This window comes from Janthinobacterium sp. ROICE36 (assembly GCF_002869965.1).
Lineage (GTDB): Bacteria > Pseudomonadota > Gammaproteobacteria > Burkholderiales > Burkholderiaceae_D > Janthinobacterium.
This window is the reverse complement of record NZ_PEBS01000013.1, coordinates 59,913-76,025: the sequence shown is the minus strand read 5'-3', so window position 1 is coordinate 76,025 and position 16,113 is coordinate 59,913. Positions and strand designations below refer to the sequence as shown.

General features: G+C 58.9%; 19 protein-coding genes. All 19 read left to right on the top strand.

Features of this window, described 5'->3' with window-relative positions; all coding sequences use genetic code 11:
- Positions 1–60: 60 nt before the first annotated feature.
- The 19 genes from CSZ94_RS07915 to hisA all read left to right on the top strand — a co-directional run bounded on the left by CSZ94_RS07915 (position 61) and on the right by hisA (position 16,101).
- Positions 61–1,524, top strand: a complete 1,464-nt coding sequence (locus CSZ94_RS07915) for a glutamate synthase subunit beta (RefSeq protein ID WP_102121010.1) — start codon at positions 61–63, stop codon at positions 1,522–1,524.
- 259 nt (positions 1,525–1,783) lie between these two features.
- On the top strand, positions 1,784–2,593 hold the full coding sequence (locus CSZ94_RS07910) for an ABC transporter ATP-binding protein (protein WP_102121029.1): 810 nt from the start codon (positions 1,784–1,786) through the stop codon (positions 2,591–2,593).
- A complete protein-coding gene (gene mlaE, locus CSZ94_RS07905; protein WP_102121009.1) occupies positions 2,590–3,372 on the top strand; it encodes a lipid asymmetry maintenance ABC transporter permease subunit MlaE in 783 nt (260 codons plus the stop codon). Before CSZ94_RS07910 ends, mlaE begins: the two co-directional genes overlap by 4 nt.
- 79 nt (positions 3,373–3,451) lie before the next feature.
- Positions 3,452–3,922, top strand: coding sequence for an outer membrane lipid asymmetry maintenance protein MlaD (mlaD, locus tag CSZ94_RS07900; RefSeq protein ID WP_102121008.1), 471 nt, complete (start codon positions 3,452–3,454; stop codon positions 3,920–3,922).
- A complete protein-coding gene (locus tag CSZ94_RS07895; protein WP_102121007.1) occupies positions 3,919–4,803 on the top strand; it encodes an MlaA family lipoprotein in 885 nt (294 codons plus the stop codon). The genes mlaD and CSZ94_RS07895 overlap by 4 nt, the downstream gene beginning before the upstream one ends.
- Positions 4,804–4,875: 72 nt before the next feature.
- Positions 4,876–5,511, top strand: coding sequence for an MlaC/ttg2D family ABC transporter substrate-binding protein (locus tag CSZ94_RS07890; RefSeq protein ID WP_102121006.1), 636 nt, complete (start codon positions 4,876–4,878; stop codon positions 5,509–5,511).
- A 52-nt stretch (positions 5,512–5,563) separates the two neighbouring features.
- A complete protein-coding gene (locus CSZ94_RS07885) occupies positions 5,564–5,911 on the top strand; it encodes an STAS domain-containing protein (RefSeq protein ID WP_102121005.1) in 348 nt (115 codons plus the stop codon).
- 203 nt (positions 5,912–6,114) lie between these two features.
- The gene (locus CSZ94_RS07880; RefSeq protein ID WP_102121004.1) at positions 6,115–7,032 is read left to right on the top strand and encodes an ABC transporter ATP-binding protein; all 918 of its coding nucleotides are present in this window, start codon (positions 6,115–6,117) and stop codon (positions 7,030–7,032) included.
- Positions 7,029–7,790, top strand: a complete 762-nt coding sequence (locus CSZ94_RS07875) for an ABC transporter permease (RefSeq protein ID WP_102121003.1) — start codon at positions 7,029–7,031, stop codon at positions 7,788–7,790. The genes CSZ94_RS07880 and CSZ94_RS07875 overlap by 4 nt, the downstream gene beginning before the upstream one ends.
- A gap of 58 nt (positions 7,791–7,848) precedes the next feature.
- On the top strand, positions 7,849–8,085 hold the full coding sequence (locus tag CSZ94_RS07870) for a BolA family protein (RefSeq protein ID WP_010402134.1): 237 nt from the start codon (positions 7,849–7,851) through the stop codon (positions 8,083–8,085).
- Between the two features lie 4 nt (positions 8,086–8,089).
- Entirely contained in the window at positions 8,090–9,340 is a 1,251-nt protein-coding gene (gene murA, locus CSZ94_RS07865; protein ID WP_102121002.1) for a UDP-N-acetylglucosamine 1-carboxyvinyltransferase, read from the top strand.
- A gap of 14 nt (positions 9,341–9,354) precedes the next feature.
- Positions 9,355–10,029 carry an ATP phosphoribosyltransferase gene (gene hisG, locus CSZ94_RS07860; RefSeq protein ID WP_180977395.1) on the top strand — a complete coding sequence of 225 codons (675 nt, stop codon included), beginning with the start codon at positions 9,355–9,357 and terminating at the stop codon, positions 10,027–10,029.
- A gap of 26 nt (positions 10,030–10,055) precedes the next feature.
- Entirely contained in the window at positions 10,056–11,372 is a 1,317-nt protein-coding gene (hisD, locus tag CSZ94_RS07855; RefSeq protein WP_102121001.1) for a histidinol dehydrogenase, read from the top strand.
- Positions 11,373–11,382: 10 nt separating this feature from the next.
- Positions 11,383–11,988, top strand: a complete 606-nt coding sequence (locus tag CSZ94_RS27570) for a hypothetical protein (RefSeq protein ID WP_146009762.1) — start codon at positions 11,383–11,385, stop codon at positions 11,986–11,988.
- A gap of 5 nt (positions 11,989–11,993) precedes the next feature.
- On the top strand, positions 11,994–12,872 hold the full coding sequence (locus CSZ94_RS07850) for a DNA-methyltransferase (RefSeq protein WP_374703567.1): 879 nt from the start codon (positions 11,994–11,996) through the stop codon (positions 12,870–12,872).
- 23 nt (positions 12,873–12,895) lie between these two features.
- The gene (gene hisC / locus CSZ94_RS07845; RefSeq protein ID WP_102120999.1) at positions 12,896–13,990 is read left to right on the top strand and encodes a histidinol-phosphate transaminase; all 1,095 of its coding nucleotides are present in this window, start codon (positions 12,896–12,898) and stop codon (positions 13,988–13,990) included.
- A gap of 19 nt (positions 13,991–14,009) precedes the next feature.
- Complete coding sequence (hisB, locus tag CSZ94_RS07840) at positions 14,010–14,600, top strand: imidazoleglycerol-phosphate dehydratase HisB (RefSeq protein WP_010402123.1); 591 nt, start codon at positions 14,010–14,012, stop codon at positions 14,598–14,600.
- Positions 14,601–14,635: 35 nt separating this feature from the next.
- Positions 14,636–15,274, top strand: coding sequence for an imidazole glycerol phosphate synthase subunit HisH (gene hisH, locus CSZ94_RS07835; RefSeq protein ID WP_102120998.1), 639 nt, complete (start codon positions 14,636–14,638; stop codon positions 15,272–15,274).
- Between the two features lie 53 nt (positions 15,275–15,327).
- On the top strand, positions 15,328–16,101 hold the full coding sequence (gene hisA / locus CSZ94_RS07830; protein WP_102120997.1) for a 1-(5-phosphoribosyl)-5-[(5-phosphoribosylamino)methylideneamino]imidazole-4-carboxamide isomerase: 774 nt from the start codon (positions 15,328–15,330) through the stop codon (positions 16,099–16,101).
- Positions 16,102–16,113 lie beyond the last annotated feature (12 nt).

Sequence of the window (16,113 nt, the reverse complement as noted above, 5' to 3'; positions counted from 1 at the left end):
GATGAATGTGAAGGGAGCGGCCGCGCCGCTCCCGCCAGCTAAAAATACAAAGGAAACATCGTGGGTAAAATTACCGGCTTCATGGAATTCAAGCGCCAGGACGAACACTATCTGGAGCCTGCCGCGCGCCTGAAGAACTACAAGGAATTCGTGCTGCACCTGTCGGACGCGCAAGCCACCGTGCAGGGCGCGCGCTGCATGGATTGCGGCATTCCCTTCTGCACTACGGGTTGTCCCGTGAATAACATCATTCCCGACTGGAATGACCTGGTGTACCGCGGCGCTTACCGCGAAGCGCTCGACATCTTGCATTCGACCAACAACTTCCCGGAATTTACGGGCCGCATCTGCCCGGCGCCGTGCGAATCAGCCTGCACCCTGGGCATACACGAAGATCCGGTCGGCATCAAGTCGATCGAACATAAAATCATCGACATGGGCTGGGAGCACGGCTGGGTCACGCCGCAGCCGGCCCCTTTCAGCACGGGCAAGAAAGTGGCCATCGTCGGTTCCGGCCCTGCCGGCCTGGCGGCGGCGCAGCAACTGGCGCGCGCCGGCCATGCTGTCACGGTATTTGAAAAGAGCGACCGGGTCGGTGGTTTGTTGCGTTATGGCATCCCCGACTTCAAGATGGAAAAGTCGCACATCGACTTGCGCGTGAAACAGATGGAAGCCGAAGGCGTGGTCTTCCGTACCAGCGTGCTGGTCGGCAAGGATTTCCCTGCCCACGTCAACAACTGGGCCAAGGAAACCATTTTCCCGGAAGACCTGGAAAAAGAATTTGACGCCGTCATCATGGCCGGCGGCGCCGAGCAGCCGCGCGACTTGCCCGTGCCGGGCCGCGAGTTGAAAGGCGTGCACTTCGCCATGGATTTCCTGCCGCTGCAAAACAAGGTCAACGCGGGCGACAAGCTCAAGGACCAGATCAAGGCGACGGGCAAGCATGTGGTGGTGATCGGCGGCGGCGACACGGGATCCGACTGCGTGGGCACCTCGAACCGCCATGGCGCCGCCTCGGTGGCCCAGTTCGAATTGATGCCGCAGCCGCCGGAACAGGAAAACAAGCCGCTGGTCTGGCCATACTGGCCGACCAAGCTGCGCACCTCGTCCTCGCACGAGGAAGGCTGCGAGCGCGACTGGGCCGTGGCTACCAAGCGTTTCGAAGGCAAGGGCGGCAAGGTGGAAAAGCTGATCGCCTGCCGCGTGGAATGGAAAGACGGCAAGATGAGCGAAGTGCCGAACTCGGAATTCGAGATGAAGGCCGACCTGGTCTTCCTGGCCATGGGTTTTGTTTCCCCTGTACAACAGGTGCTGGAAGCGTTTGGCGTCGATACGGATGCACGCGGCAACGTCAAGGCCAGCGCGGAGGGCCAGGGTTGCTACCAGACTTCGGTGGCCAAGGTGTTTGCGGCTGGCGACATGCGCCGTGGCCAGTCGCTGGTGGTCTGGGCGATCCGCGAAGGGCGCCAGTGCGCGCGCGCCGTCGATGAATTCCTGATGGGGGTATCGCTGCTGCCACGCTAATTAACGAGCAATTGTTCGTTTTTTGACAGGGTCACGGCGCGGATTGCGACGTGGCCTTTCTCATTTTTACTGATCCAGTTGACAGCCGTGAACGCCATCGGATGAGGACGCGATGCGCAGGTCAAATTTCCACTACAATATCTGACTTTCGATTCATTAGTGTTGTATTCTTCCCCTTTACGGGGCTGTCCCAAGGGGTGTCTCAGCAGAGGTTGGCGTTTCTGCACTACAATACGCCATTAAAATAGTGAGCTTCGTCGTGCCAAATCTTGTTGAGATCCGTGATTTACACTTTGCCTATGGAGAACGTTCGATTTTATCGGGCCTTCAAATGGATTTCCCACGTGGAAAAGTTGTGGCCGTCATGGGTGGCTCCGGCAGTGGCAAGACGACTGTATTGCGCCTGATCGGCGGACAGCTGCGCCCCAATTCAGGTTCCGTGAATATCGACGGCCAGATCGTGCATACGCTCAAGACCGACGAGTTATACCAGTTGCGCCGCAAGATGGGCATGCTGTTCCAGCACGGCGCCCTGTTTACGGACTTGACGGCGTTTGAAAACGTGGCGTTTCCCCTGCGCGAACACACGGACTTGAATGAAGAACTGATCCGCACCCTGGTGCTGATGAAGCTGCACGCCGTGGGACTGCGCAACGCGGCGCAATTGAAGCCGGCCGAGATCTCGGGCGGCATGGGCCGGCGCGTCGCGCTGGCGCGCGCCATCGCGCTTGACCCCGAGCTGATCATGTACGACGAGCCGTTCGCCGGCCTGGACCCGATTTCCATGGGCGTGACGGCCAATTTGATCCGCAATCTGAACGATGCGCTGGGTTCCACGTCTATCCTGGTATCGCACGACGTGAAGGAGTGTTTCGCCATCGCTGATTATGTCTATTTTCTGTCATCGGGCAAGATCGTGGCGCACGGCACGCCGGCCGAGATGGCCGCGTCAACGCATCCGTACGTCAAGCAGTTTGTCAATGCCGAGGCCGATGGCCCCGTGCCGTTCCACTATCCGGGCAAGTCGCTGGCCGACGACCTTGGCCTGCACGCGGGAGCGAGCCGATGATCGCGCGTTTCCTGGCGGCGATCGGTGCATGGTTGCGGAAGTCGGTACAAGATCTGGGCTTTGCCGTGCGTTCGTTTTTTATCATCATCGCCTCGTCGGGCGGGCTGTGGCGCCGTCCGCGTCTGGTGATTGAGCAACTGTTTTTTATCGGTAACCGCTCGCTGGTGATTACCGCCGTCTCGGGCCTGTTTGTCGGCATGGTGCTGGGTTTGCAAGGTTATTACACCTTGACCACGTATGGCGCCGAGCAGTCGCTGGGCTTGCTGGTAGCGTTGTCCCTGACGCGCGAGCTGGGCCCGGTCGTCACGGCGCTGCTGTTCGCTGGCCGTGCCGGCACTTCGCTGACGGCGGAAATCGGCCTGATGAAGGCGGGCGAGCAATTGTCGGCCATGGAAATGATGGCCGTGAACCCGATCCAGCGCGTGCTGGCGCCCCGTTTCTGGGCCGGCGTGATCGCCATGCCTATCCTGGGCGCCATCTTCACGGCTGTCGGCATCGTCGGCAGCTACCTGGTCGGCGTGGTGCTGATCGGCGTCGATGAAGGCTCGTTCTGGTCGCAGATGCAAGGCGGCGTGGATGTCTGGAAAGAAGTGGGCAATGGCACCATCAAGAGCCTGGTGTTCGGTATTGCGGTGACCTTCATTGCGCTGTTCCAGGGTTACCAGGCAGAGCCGACGCCGGAAGACGTCTCCGGCGCGACCACGCGCACGGTGGTGATTTCGTCGTTGATGGTGTGGTGGCTCGATTTCATGATGACGGCGTTGATGTTTAGCAAGTAATTGCCGATCAGCGAACAACAGCGGGCCTGGGCAGGATGTTGCGCAGGCGGCAGCAAGTAAAAATAATTTAGGATTGTTTATGCAACGTAAATCTATGGATGTCTGGGTCGGCTTGTTCGTCTTGCTGGGTGTGGCGGCATTGATGTTTCTGGCGCTCAAGGCTGGCAATATGAGCTCGCTGTCTTTCAGCAAGACGTATACCATTAGCGCCAAGTTCGACAATATTGGCGGTCTCAAGCCGCAGGCGCCCGTCAAGGGCGCTGGCGTGGTGGTGGGCCGGGTCTCGGAAATCGTCTTTGACGACAAGACCTACCAGGCGCTGGTGAAACTCGACATCGAAGATGATTACAAATTTCCGAAAGACAGCTCGGCCAAGATTTTGACGGCCGGTTTGCTGGGTGAGCAATATATCGGCCTGGAAGCAGGCGGGGATCTGGCGAACCTGGCAGAGGGTGACAAGATCGCCCGTACTCAATCGGCCACAGTGCTGGAAGACCTGATCAATCAGTTCATCTACAGCAAGGCAGCGGAAGGAAAGGACAGCAAATGAGCGAGTCGACCAAACAATCCCAAGGCAGCCTGGCGCGTATCGGCCTGGCCCTGGCCATCGCCGCCAGCGTGAGCGCTTGCGCCACCGGCACCAATCCGCGCGACCCGCTCGAAGGGTATAACCGCGCCATGTTCAAGTTCAACGACACCGTCGACCAGGCGGCCCTGAAACCGGTCGCCACGGCCTACAAGAAAGTCACGCCGTCGTTCGTGCAAACGGGCGTGGGCAACTTCTTCGGCAACTTGTCCGATGTGTGGAGCGCCGTGAATAACTTGCTGCAAGGCAAGGGTGAGGCGGGCTTGCAAGACGTCGTGCGCGTCAGCATGAACTCGACCTTCGGCATCTTCGGCCTGATCGACATCGCCTCGCAGGCGGGCATTCCGAAGCATAACGAAGACTTTGGCCAGACCCTGGGCTGGTATGGCGTCCAGCCAGGTCCGTACGTGATGCTGCCGCTGCTGGGCCCATCGACCGTGCGCGACACGGTGGCCCTGCCGCTCGATATCACGGGCGACCCATGGCGCTACAAGGACCCTGTCTCGGTGCGCAATATCGGCACGGTGACGCGCGTCGTCGACAAGCGCGCCGCGTTGCTCGACGCGACCAACCTGATGGAAGCGGCCGCGCTGGACCGCTATGAATTCATCCGCGACGGCTTCCTGCAGGCGCGCGAAAGCAAGGTTTTCGATGGCGATACGGACCGCCGCGACCGCAAAGTGCCAAAAAACGACAGCAGCGATTATGCGCCGGAGTACGATGCGAAACCCCATGCGCCCCCTGTGGAAGCCCCACCAGCCACCGCTGCGGCCGACGTTGCGCCGGCGGACCTCGTAACATCTGGTAGCAATACCGTTGCCGCCGAGGCCAGGCCGCAGGAGTAAACTCCGGTACAGAAACACCACGGCTGCGATCAGCGCCAGCCGGTGCATAGCAAGACCATGAAAGGTAGAACCATGAAATTGATGAAACAACTGCTGGCGATGGCGACCATCGCCTTTGCCGCCGCCGCCCAGGCCGCCCCCGCTACGGAAGCGCCGGATGTATTGGTCAAGCGCATCAGCCAGGACGTGATCGACACGGCCAAGGCCGACAAGGCGATCCAGGCTGGCGATATCAAGCGCGTCACCGAATTGGTGGAAAGCAAGATCTTGCCGTATGTGGATTTCCAGCGCATGACGGCCCTGGCCGCCGGCCGCTTCTGGCGCGATGCCACGCCGGACCAGCAAAAGCAGCTGGCTGCGGAATTTCGCACCTTGCTGATCTACACGTATTCGGGCGCCCTGTCGCAGATCAAGAATGAAACTGTGGAATTCAAGCCACTGCGCGCCGACCCTGGCGATACGGAAGTGGAAGTGCGCTCGCAAGTCAATATGGCGCGCGGTGAACCCGTGCCCCTGAACTACCGCGTGGCGAAAACCCCGTCCGGCTGGAAGATCTATGACATCAACGTGCTGGGCGCGTGGCTGGTGGAAACGTATAAAAGCAGCTTTGCCAGCGAGATCAGCAAGGGCGGCATCGATGGCCTGATCAAGACCCTGGCCGCGAAAAACAAGGCCCTGGCCAGCCGTCCCACTGTCAAAGCCAAATAATCGGCTATCATATAGCTCCTGAACCAGCTCCAGACCAGCGCAGCCCGACGCCATGCCCGACTCTCTCGACACTTTGCAGTCCCTGACTTCCCTGACCGTGCACAATGCCACTGTGGCATTGGAGCAGGGTCTGGAGGCCATCCGCTCGGGTCAGACCAAGTTCGACTTGCGCAACGTCAAGGCTGTCGATTCGGCCGCCGTTTCCGTCATGCTGACGTGGCAGCGCGCCGCGCAGGATGCGGGCGCCGTGCTGGAGCTGAAAAACCTGCCGAACAACCTGAAAAACCTCACCAAGCTGTATGGCGTCTGCTCGCTCGTCTCGAGCACGTTGAGCGCCGACGACTGCGGCAGCGCCGGCGGCCTCGCCGAACGCAGCCCGTCCGACCTGCATCATCATTGATCCTGTCCCACTCCCCGCATCAGCAGTAGCTTTCAAGCCGGCAGGCCAGCAGCGCCGCCGGATTGATCTCCAAGTGTTCCACGAATTTTCCAACTATAATTGACTGTTGCGCCATCCTCGTCTGACGGGGGCGCCCTGCACCGGCCTGGATATCCCCGGCAACTGGCGCATCACACCAGACGCATTACACTTGAAACAAGCACATGACCGCAATTCAAATCACGAATGTAGAAAAGAGCTATAAATCGCTCAAGGCGCTGGGCGGCGTGTCGCTGGCCATCGAGGAAGGCGAGTTTTTCGGCTTGCTCGGCCCGAATGGCGCCGGCAAGACGACCCTCATTTCCATCATCGCCGGCCTGATACGCCCCGACGCGGGCTCTGTCAACATCCACGGCCACGATGTGGTCAAGGACTTCCGCAACGCGCGCCGCAACCTCGGCGTGGTGCCGCAGGAGCTGGTGTTCGATCCGTTTTTCACCGTGCGCGAAACCCTGCGCCTGCAGTCCGGCTATTTCGGCCTGCCGAACAACGACAAGTGGATCGACGAGGTCATGGAAAACCTCGACCTGACCGGCAAGGCCGACACGAATATGCGCGCCCTGTCCGGCGGCATGAAGCGCCGCGTGCTCGTCGCCCAGGCGCTGGTGCACAAGCCGCCCGTCATTGTGCTCGATGAGCCGACGGCCGGCGTCGACGTGGAACTGCGCCAGACCCTGTGGAAGTTCATCTCGCGCCTGAACCGCGAAGGTGGTCACACGGTCGTCCTGACCACCCACTACCTGGAAGAAGCGCAAGCCATGTGCCAGCGCGTGGCCATGCTCAAGACGGGCAAGGTGGTGGCGCTCGACACCATGTCGGCCCTGATCCGCCGCATCGCCGGCTCGCAGCTGCAGGTGCACCTCAAACATGGCAGCCTGCCTGCCGACCTGCAGCACCTGGTGCTGCACCCGGAAGAACAGCAGGCGCCGAACAAGTTCAGCCTGCGCGTCAACGAATACAGCGAAGTCGAGAAAATCCTCGCGCGCCTGCGTGAGGCGGGCGTCGAGATCGACGAAATGCAATTGCAACAAGCCGACCTGGAAGATATCTTCTTGCAGATCATGGATAAAGGTACCGTATGATTTCGACAGGATTTCGCACCCTCGTCTACAAAGAGACGCTGCGCTTCTGGAAAGTGGCGACGCAAACCGTGGCCGCGCCTGTGCTCACGTCGATGCTGTACCTGCTGGTGTTCGGCCATGTGCTCGACGGCCGCGTGGAGCCGAGCCCCGGCGTCAGCTATACGGCCTTTTTGATTCCCGGCCTGGTGATGATGAGCGTGCTGCAAAACGCGTTTGCCAATTCCTCGTCCTCGCTGATCCAGTCCAAGATCACGGGCAACCTGGTGTTCGTGCTCTTGACGCCCCTGTCGCACTGGGAAATCTTCTCGGCGTATGTACTCGCTTCCGTCGCACGCGGCCTGGCCGTGGGCTTTGGCGTGTTTGCCATTACCTGCTGGTTTGCCGACCTGTCGTTTGTCGCGCCCCTGTGGATCGTCATCTTCGCCTTCCTGGGTGCCGCCATGCTGGGCACCATGGGCCTGATCGCGGGCATCTGGGCCGAGAAATTCGACCAGTTGGCCGCCTTCCAGAACTTCCTGATCATGCCGGCCACCTTTTTGTCGGGCGTGTTCTATTCGATCCATTCGCTGCCGCCGTTCTGGCAGACGGTGTCGCACCTGAATCCCTTCTTTTACATGATCGACGGCTTCCGCTACGGCTTCTTCGGCGTATCCGACGTCAGCCCCTGGCTCAGTCTTTCCATCGTCGCCGGCTTCCTCGTGATCCTGGCACTGGCGTCGATCCGCCTGCTGAAAAGCGGCTATCGTTTGCGTCAGTAGTTGCGACACTCATTGCGGCACATCACATCACTACATTATTCAATATCAAGGACTTATCGTGACCACCACTCCAGAACTGATCCACGGCTACCTGTCGGCCGGCCTCGAATGCACGCACCTCGAAGTGGAGGGCGATGGCCAGCATTTCCAGGCCGTGATCGTTTCGCCCGCGTTTGCCGGCAAGCGTTTGATCGCCCGCCACCAGATCGTCTATGCGGCGCTGGGCGACCGCATGCGCGAGGAAATCCATGCGCTGTCGATGAAAACCCTGACACCTGAAGAATTCCAAGGATAAGCACATGGACAAGCTCCTCATCAACGGCGGCAACCGCCTGAACGGCGATATCGCCATTTCCGGCGCCAAGAACGCCGCGCTGCCCATCCTGTGCGCGGGTCTCCTGACCGCGGGCGACCTGGAACTGTCGAACGTGCCGCACCTGCACGATGTCGCCACCATGTTGAAACTGCTGGGCCAGACCGGCCTGAAAGTACAGCAGGACGGCGACCGCGTGGTGCTCAACGGCAGCGATATCACCTCGCTCGAAGCGCCGTATGACCTGGTGAAAACCATGCGTGCCTCGATCCTCGTGCTGGGCCCGCTGCTGGCACGCTTTGGCGAAGCCAAGGTCTCGCTGCCGGGTGGCTGCGCCATCGGATCGCGCCCTGTCGACCAGCACATCAAGGGCCTGGAAGCGCTGGGCGCCGAGATCCGCATCGAGGCCGGTTACATCTACGCCAAGTGCGCCAAGCTGAAAGGCGCGCGCATCGTCACCGATATGATCACCGTCACCGGCACCGAGAATCTCTTGATGGCGGCGACCCTGGCCGAAGGCGAGACCATCCTGGAAAACGCCGCCTGCGAACCGGAAGTGACCGATTTGGCCCACCTGCTGGTGGCCATGGGCGCGAAGATCGACGGTATCGGCACCAGCCGCCTGGTCATCCAGGGCGTGGACGCGCTGCACGGCGCTTCGCACGCCGTCATCGCCGACCGTATCGAAACGGGCACCTTCCTGTGCGCCGTGGCGGCCACCGGCGGCGATATCACCCTGCGCAATGTGCGCACCGACATCCTCGATTCGGCGCTCGACAAGCTGCGCGCCATGGGCCTGACGATGACTTTTGGCGCCGACTGGATCCGCGCCGAGATGTCGGCCCGTCCGAACCCCGTCAGCTTCCGCACCACGGAATACCCGGGCTTCCCGACCGACATGCAGGCGCAGTTCATGGCCGTGAACACGCTTGCCAATGGCGCCAGCCGCGTCACCGAGACGATCTTCGAGAACCGCTTTATGCACGTGCAGGAAATGAACCGCCTGGGCGCCGATATCACCATCGAGGGCAACACGGCCATCATCGCCGGCGTCAAGCAGCTGCGTGGCGCGCCCGTGATGGCGACCGACCTGCGCGCCTCGGCCTCGCTGGTGATCGCGGCCCTGGCGGCCGATGGCGAAACCCTGATCGACCGCATCTATCACCTTGACCGTGGCTACGACCGCATGGAAGTTAAATTGTCGGCAGTCGGCGCGAACATCGTGCGCATCAAGTAACAACAAGAAAAGGAATGAGCATGAACGGATCGAACAATGGTGACAGCTCCCAGCTGATCCTGGCGCTCTCGAAAGGCCGCATTTTTGAGGACACCATGCCGCTGCTGGAAGCGGCCGGCATCAAGGTGCTGGAAAACCCCGAAACCTCGCGCAAGCTGATTTTGGCCACCAACGATCCGAACGTGCGCGTCATCATCGTGCGCGCCAGCGACGTGCCGACCTATGTGCAGTACGGCGCGGCCGATTTCGGCGTGGCGGGCAAGGATGTCTTGCTCGAACACGGCGGCGAAGGCCTGTACCAGCCGATCGACCTGAATATCGCGTCTTGCCGCATGTCGGTGGCGGTGCAAGCCGGTTTTGATTACGAAAAGGCCGTGCACCAGGGCGCGCGTCTGCGCGTGGCCACCAAGTTCGTGCACACGGCGCGCGAGCATTTCGCCGCCAAGGGCGTGCACGTCGACCTGATCAAGCTGTATGGTTCGATGGAGCTGGCGCCGTTGGTGGGCCTGTCCGACGCCATCGTCGACCTGGTCAGCACGGGTAGCACTTTGCGCGCGAACAACCTCGTCGAGGTCGAGCACATCATGGAAATCTCGTCGCGCCTGGTGGTCAACCAGGCTGCGCTCAAGCTCAAGCGCGAGCGTTTGCAGCCGATTATCGAGGCCTTTGAACGCGCCTCGCAAGCCTAGACACTCTCAGTAGCAGAAAGCCGATTATGCCGATACAGATACGCAAGCTCGATTCAAGCCAGGATGGTTTCCAACAATCGCTCGATACGCTGCTGGCGTTCGAGGCGGGCACCGATGCAGCGATTGAAGCGTCGGTGGCGAAAATCCTGGCCGACGTGAAAATGCGCGGCGACGCCGCCGTACTGGAATACACCAACCGTTTCGACCGCATCCCGCATGGCGGCGCGGCGGAAATGGCGGCCTTTGATATTTCGCAAGCCGAACTGCAGGCAGCCCTGAACGGCTTGCCGTCGGCGCAGCGCGAAGCGCTGCAGATCGCCGCGCAGCGCATCCGCGCCTTCCACGAACGCCAGCGCGAAGAATTGCGCGGTTTTAGCTACACCGAGCCCGATGGCACGGTGCTGGGTCAGAAGATCACGCCGCTGGACCGCGTCGGCATCTACGTCCCGGGCGGCAAGGCTGCTTACCCGTCTTCCGTGCTGATGAACGCCATTCCCGCGCACGTGGCGGGCGTGGGCGAAATCATCATGGTGGTGCCGACGCCCGATGGCGTGAAAAACCAGATGGTGCTGGCCGCCGCCGCAATTGCCGGCGTGACGCGCGTGATCACCATCGGCGGTGCGCAAGCGGTTGGCGCGCTGGCCTACGGCACGCAGACGATCGCCGCCGTCGATAAAATCGTCGGCCCCGGCAACGCCTATGTGGCCGCCGCCAAGCGCCGCGTGTTCGGCATCGTCGGCATCGACATGATCGCCGGACCGTCCGAAATCCTGGTGCTGTGCGATGGCACGACGGACCCGGACTGGGTCGCCATGGACCTGTTTTCGCAGGCCGAGCACGACGAGCTGGCGCAGGCGATTCTGCTGTGCCCCGATGCGGAGTACATCGCCAAAGTCGAAGCGAGCATCGCCAGGCTGCTGCCAACGATGCCGCGCCAGGCCACCATCAGCACCTCACTGCAGGACAGGGGCGCGCTGATCAAGGTGCGCAGCATGCAGGAAGCGTGTGAAATCGCCAATGCCATCGCGGCCGAACACCTGGAAATCTCGGCGGAAAACCCGCAGCAGTGGGCCGAGCAGATACGCCACGCGGGCGCCATGTTCCTGGGCCGCTTTTCGTCCGAATCGCTGGGCGACTATTGCTGCGGCCCCAATCACGTGCTGCCGACCTCGCGCACGGCGCGCTTTTCGTCGCCGCTGGGCGTGTACGACTTCCAGAAGCGCTCGTCCATCATTCACGTCAGCGAAGCGGGCGCGCAAACCCTGGGCCGTGTCGCCGCCACCCTGGCGTATGGAGAAGGCTTGCAAGCCCACGCGCGCAGCGCCGAACTAAGATTACTTTAAGGAGAAAAGTGTGTCTAAAGCAAAAATTGCAGCAATTGTTGATGATGTCGATTTTGTAAAAAATGTTTTTTTTGAATTTTTGAATATATTGCCATCTTTCGAAATTGCCAATTCGGACATACTGCCTTTTGGTTTGAGACCTCATACGCGCTCTGTAAGTTGGATTGTTGAGCAGGTTATTACACAACAAACGAAAAAAAATGGCCTAGAACTAGGACTTACTGGCGTTGAGTTTCACATGCCAGACACGTCGTTGCATAATTGCATAATTCATGTTGATAATAAAAAATATTACATTAATATAAAAATACATGACATGGCGAAACGCCATAGTGAAAGTGATATTGCTGCAGTTGAGAAATTATTCAAGAATTATAAGGAAATTCCAGATTACAACATAATATATGCATGTTTCGGAATACATTTTGAGGGAAATTCGATTAGATTTGATCCAGAATATTTGAAATTATTCTCCCCTCAGTTTATGCCGATTTATATAAATCCAAGAAATGATAAGTTGCAAGCACTTTATCACCATGATCCAGAGTACAGAACGCGTAGAAATTTTTTAGATCTGCTTGTGCGTGGATCGACAAGTATTGCACTTAAAGGATAGGTATTATGGAATACAAAAATAAAATTTTCAATGAAGATGCATTGGAAGGTTTATGTCGAATTCCTGATGGGTCTATTGATCTTATTCTAAGTGATCCTCCTTATAATTTGGGAAAGGATTATGGAAATAATTCTGATCAGCAAACCGTTGAAGACTATTTAATATGGACTGAGCGGTGGATTGACGCTGCATTGCCTAAGTTAAAGCCAAATGGTAGTTTGTATATTTTTTTAACGTGGAAATTTTCTCCGGAAATTTTTGTCATGTTGAAAAAGAGAATGATTATGATGAATGAGATCATTTGGGATAGGCGGGTTCCTTCGATGGGAGGAAGTGTGCGGAGTTATACTTCGGTTCACGATACGGTTGGTTTTTTTGTAAAAAGAAAAGATTACTATTTTGATCTGGATTCGATTCGAATTCCTTATGATGCTGAAACAAAAAAATTAAGAACGCGATCAATCTTTGTTGGTGCCAAGTGGCTTGAACTTGGTTACAACCCGAAAGATTTGTGGAGTGTATCTAGGTTGCATCGAGAGCATCCTGAACGAGCGGATCATCCTACTCAAAAACCACTTGAGATAATTGAACGTATGGTAAAGGCCTCTTGTCCTCCCGGGGGTATTGTAATGGATTTGTTCATGGGAAGTGGCACCACTGCAGTTGCGGCTAAACGTTGTGGTAGAGATTATGTTGGATTTGAACTCAATCCTGATTATTGCGAAGTTATTAGAGGCAGACTTTCTTCTGAAATTGATTCAAGAAGTATAGAGGGAAATAATAAAAATATATCGCTAAAAAGAGTAGTCAAATCTAATGTTAAAAATTCTAAAAGTATTAATGCCAAAATTACTTCCACCAGTCGAGAAGAAATTGGGGTTTGAAGAATAAAAGGAGTGTTTGCAGCATGTCTTTCCTCGATCAGTTAATCAGCAACACCGTGCGCTCCGATGTGCGGGCCGTCAAAGGCTACCAGGTAGCCGATGCCAGCGGATACATCAAACTCGATGCGATGGAAAACCCGTATCCGCTGCCGCAGCATCTGCGCGAGGAGCTGGGCGCGCGCCTGGCCGGCGTGGCGCTGAACCGCTATCCGCCGCCCTACGCCAGCCTGCAGGCAGCCATCTGCGCCAGGCTGGGCGTGCCCGCCGGTTACGACGTCATGCTGGGCAACGGTTCCGATGAACTGATTTCCATCCTGGCCATGGCTTGCGCCCACCAGGAAGCGGGCAAGCGCGCCGTGCTGCTGGCGCCCGTGCCCGCCTTCGTCATGTATGCGCGTTCGGCGCAGTTTGCCGGCATGGATTTCGTCGGCGTGCCCTTGAATCCGGACTTCAGTCTGGACATGGACGCCATGCTGGCGGCCATCGAAGAGCACCGCCCGACGCTGGTGTTTCTCGCGTATCCGAACAACCCGACGGGCAACCTGTTTGCCAGCGCCGACATCGAGCGCATCCTTGCCGCCCTCGGCGACACGGGCATCGCCGTCGTCGACGAAGCCTACGAGCCGTTCGCGCAGCACAGTTTCATGGGCCGCCTGCCCGAGTTCGAGAACCTGGTGGTGATGCGCACCGTGTCGAAACTGGGCCTGGCCGGCATCCGCCTCGGTTATATGTCGGCCGCGCCGGCCCTGCTGGCGCAGTTCGAGAAAGTGCGCCCGCCCTACAATGTGAATGTGCTGACGCAGGCGGCAGCCGAATTCGCGCTCGCGCACCTCGACGTGCTCAATGCGCAGGCGGATCTGCTCAACAGCGCACGCGACGAGCTGGCCTTGCGCCTGGCGGCGCTGCCCGGCGTGACCGTGTTTCCTTCGAAGGCAAATTTTCTTCTGATTCGTGTGGCTGATTCCGACGATGTTTGCGCAAAACTGCTTGCCCGCAGGGTTTTAATTAAAAATATGAGTAAAATGCATGCTGCGCTGGTCAATTGCCTGCGCATCAGCGTCAGCACCCCGGAAGAAAATTCCCTTTTTTACGATGCCTTCAAGGCATCCCTCGTTTAGCCTTTCGCCAGAGCCTCCCATGAACCGCACCGCAGAAATCACGCGCAACACCAATGAGACGCAAGTTCGCGTCGCCCTCAACCTGGATGGCACCGGCCAGCAAAAGCTGAACACCGGCGTGCCCTTCCTCGACCATATGCTGGACCAGATCGCCCGCCACGGCTTGATCGACCTGGATATCGAAGCGACGGGCGACGTGCATATCGACAACCACCATACGGTGGAAGACGTGGGCATCACGCTGGGCATGGCCGTGGCCAAGGCCATCGGCGACAAGAAGGGCATCCGCCGTTATGGCCACGCGTATGTGCCGCTGGACGAGGCGCTGTCGCGCGTGGTGCTCGATTTCTCGGGCCGCCCTGGCATCGAATACCACATCCCGTTTACGCGTGCCATGATCGCCGGCTTCGACGTCGACCTGACGCTGGAATTTTTCCGCGGCTTCGTCAACCATGCGGGCGTGACATTGCATATCGACAACCTACGCGGCACGAATGCCCACCACCAGTGCGAAACCGTGTTCAAGGCCTTTGGCCGCGCGCTGCGCATGGCTGCCGAGCTCGACGAGCGTGCGGCCGGCATCATTCCATCAACCAAGGGCAGCCTGTAAGCGCCCGCGAACCACTGTAGATTCCGAGATCAAACATGAATAAAATTGTGGTGGTGGATTACGGCATGGGCAACCTGCGCTCGGTGGCGCAAGCGCTGCGTGCCGTGGCGCCGGAAGCCGACGTGCGCATTTCCGGCACGGTGCAAGACATCGACAGCGCCGACCGCATCGTCTTGCCGGGCCAGGGCGCCATGCCCGACTGCATGCGCAGCCTGCGTATATCGGGCGTGCTCGAAGCGCTGCTGCGCGCCGCCGATAGCAAGCCCGTGCTGGGCGTGTGCATCGGCGAGCAAATGCTGTTCGACGGCAGCGAAGAGGGCGATGCGGCCGGCCTGGGCTTGCTGCCAGGCAAGGTCGTGCGCTTCCAGCTCGACGGCCAGGTGCAGGAAGACGGCTCGCGCTTCAAGGTGCCGCAAATGGGCTGGAACCAAGTGCGACAAACGGCGTCCCATGCGATGTGGGATGGCATAGACGACAACGCGTATTTTTACTTTGTGCACAGCTATTTTGCTCAACCTCAAGAGGCGGCGCACACGGTGGGCGAGACTGTCTATGGCGCGCCGTTCGCTTGCGCCGTCGCGCGTGATAATATTTTCGCGACACAGTTTCACCCTGAAAAAAGTGCTGCAGCTGGCTTGCAGCTGTACAAGAACTTTGTTCACTGGCAACCTTAACGTTAGCTCTCCGGCTTTTTCCGCCTCCCACTCACTTTTAAACCACACTGACCATGCTGCTTATTCCCGCCATCGACCTGAAAGACGGTCACTGCGTACGCCTGAAACAAGGCGATATGGAACTTGCCACCGTATTTTCCGAAGACCCGGCGGACATGGCCCGCCATTGGCTGATGCAAGGCGCGCGCCGGCTGCACCTGGTCGACCTGAACGGCGCCTTTGCCGGCAAGCCGAAGAACGAAGGCGCCGTGAAAGCCATCCTGAAGGCGGTGCAGGATTTCGCCTTGGAAAACGACATCGAGGAAATCCCCGTGCAGCTGGGCGGCGGCATCCGTGACCTCGACACCATCGAGCGCTACCTCGACGCTGGCATCACCTACGTCATCATCGGCACGGCGGCCGTGAAAAGCCCCGGCTTCCTGCACGACGCCTGCGGCGCCTTCCCTGGCCACATCATCGTCGGCCTCGATGCCAAAGATGGTAAAGTGGCAACGGATGGCTGGAGCAAGATGTCGGGCCACGAAGTAATCGACCTGGCGAAAAAATTCGAAGCCTACGGCGTCGAATCGATTATCTACACGGACATCGGCCGCGACGGCATGATGGGCGGCATCAATATCGACGCCACCGTCAAGCTGGCGCAAGCGGTCAAGATTCCCGTGATCGCCTCGGGCGGACTGCACAATATCGGCGACGTGGAAGCGTTGTGCGCGGTGCAGGCCGAAGGCATCGAAGGCGTGATCTGCGGTCGTTCCATCTATGAAGGCACGATCGATCTGGCGCAGGCGCAAGAACGCGCCGATGCGCTGACCGACGCCGCCGTTTAAGCCAGCCAGGCC

Bases quoted from the DNA above. Each gene is read 5' to 3' on its own strand.
- mlaE (WP_102121009.1), top strand. From the start codon at position 2,590: ATGATCGCGCGTTTCCTGGCGGCGATCGGTGCATGGTTGCGGAAGTCG.
- mlaD (WP_102121008.1), top strand. From the start codon at position 3,452: ATGCAACGTAAATCTATGGATGTCTGGGTCGGCTTGTTCGTCTTGCTG.
- CSZ94_RS07895 (WP_102121007.1), top strand. From the start codon at position 3,919: ATGAGCGAGTCGACCAAACAATCCCAAGGCAGCCTGGCGCGTATCGGC.
- CSZ94_RS07890 (WP_102121006.1), top strand. From the start codon at position 4,876: ATGAAATTGATGAAACAACTGCTGGCGATGGCGACCATCGCCTTTGCC.
- CSZ94_RS07885 (WP_102121005.1), top strand. From the start codon at position 5,564: ATGCCCGACTCTCTCGACACTTTGCAGTCCCTGACTTCCCTGACCGTG.
- CSZ94_RS07880 (WP_102121004.1), top strand. From the start codon at position 6,115: ATGACCGCAATTCAAATCACGAATGTAGAAAAGAGCTATAAATCGCTC.
- CSZ94_RS07875 (WP_102121003.1), top strand. From the start codon at position 7,029: ATGATTTCGACAGGATTTCGCACCCTCGTCTACAAAGAGACGCTGCGC.
- murA (WP_102121002.1), top strand. From the start codon at position 8,090: ATGGACAAGCTCCTCATCAACGGCGGCAACCGCCTGAACGGCGATATC.
- hisG (WP_180977395.1), top strand. From the start codon at position 9,355: ATGAGCATGAACGGATCGAACAATGGTGACAGCTCCCAGCTGATCCTG.
- hisD (WP_102121001.1), top strand. From the start codon at position 10,056: ATGCCGATACAGATACGCAAGCTCGATTCAAGCCAGGATGGTTTCCAA.
- CSZ94_RS07850 (WP_374703567.1), top strand. From the start codon at position 11,994: ATGGAATACAAAAATAAAATTTTCAATGAAGATGCATTGGAAGGTTTA.
- hisC (WP_102120999.1), top strand. From the start codon at position 12,896: ATGTCTTTCCTCGATCAGTTAATCAGCAACACCGTGCGCTCCGATGTG.
- hisB (WP_010402123.1), top strand. From the start codon at position 14,010: ATGAACCGCACCGCAGAAATCACGCGCAACACCAATGAGACGCAAGTT.
- hisH (WP_102120998.1), top strand. From the start codon at position 14,636: ATGAATAAAATTGTGGTGGTGGATTACGGCATGGGCAACCTGCGCTCG.
- hisA (WP_102120997.1), top strand. From the start codon at position 15,328: ATGCTGCTTATTCCCGCCATCGACCTGAAAGACGGTCACTGCGTACGC.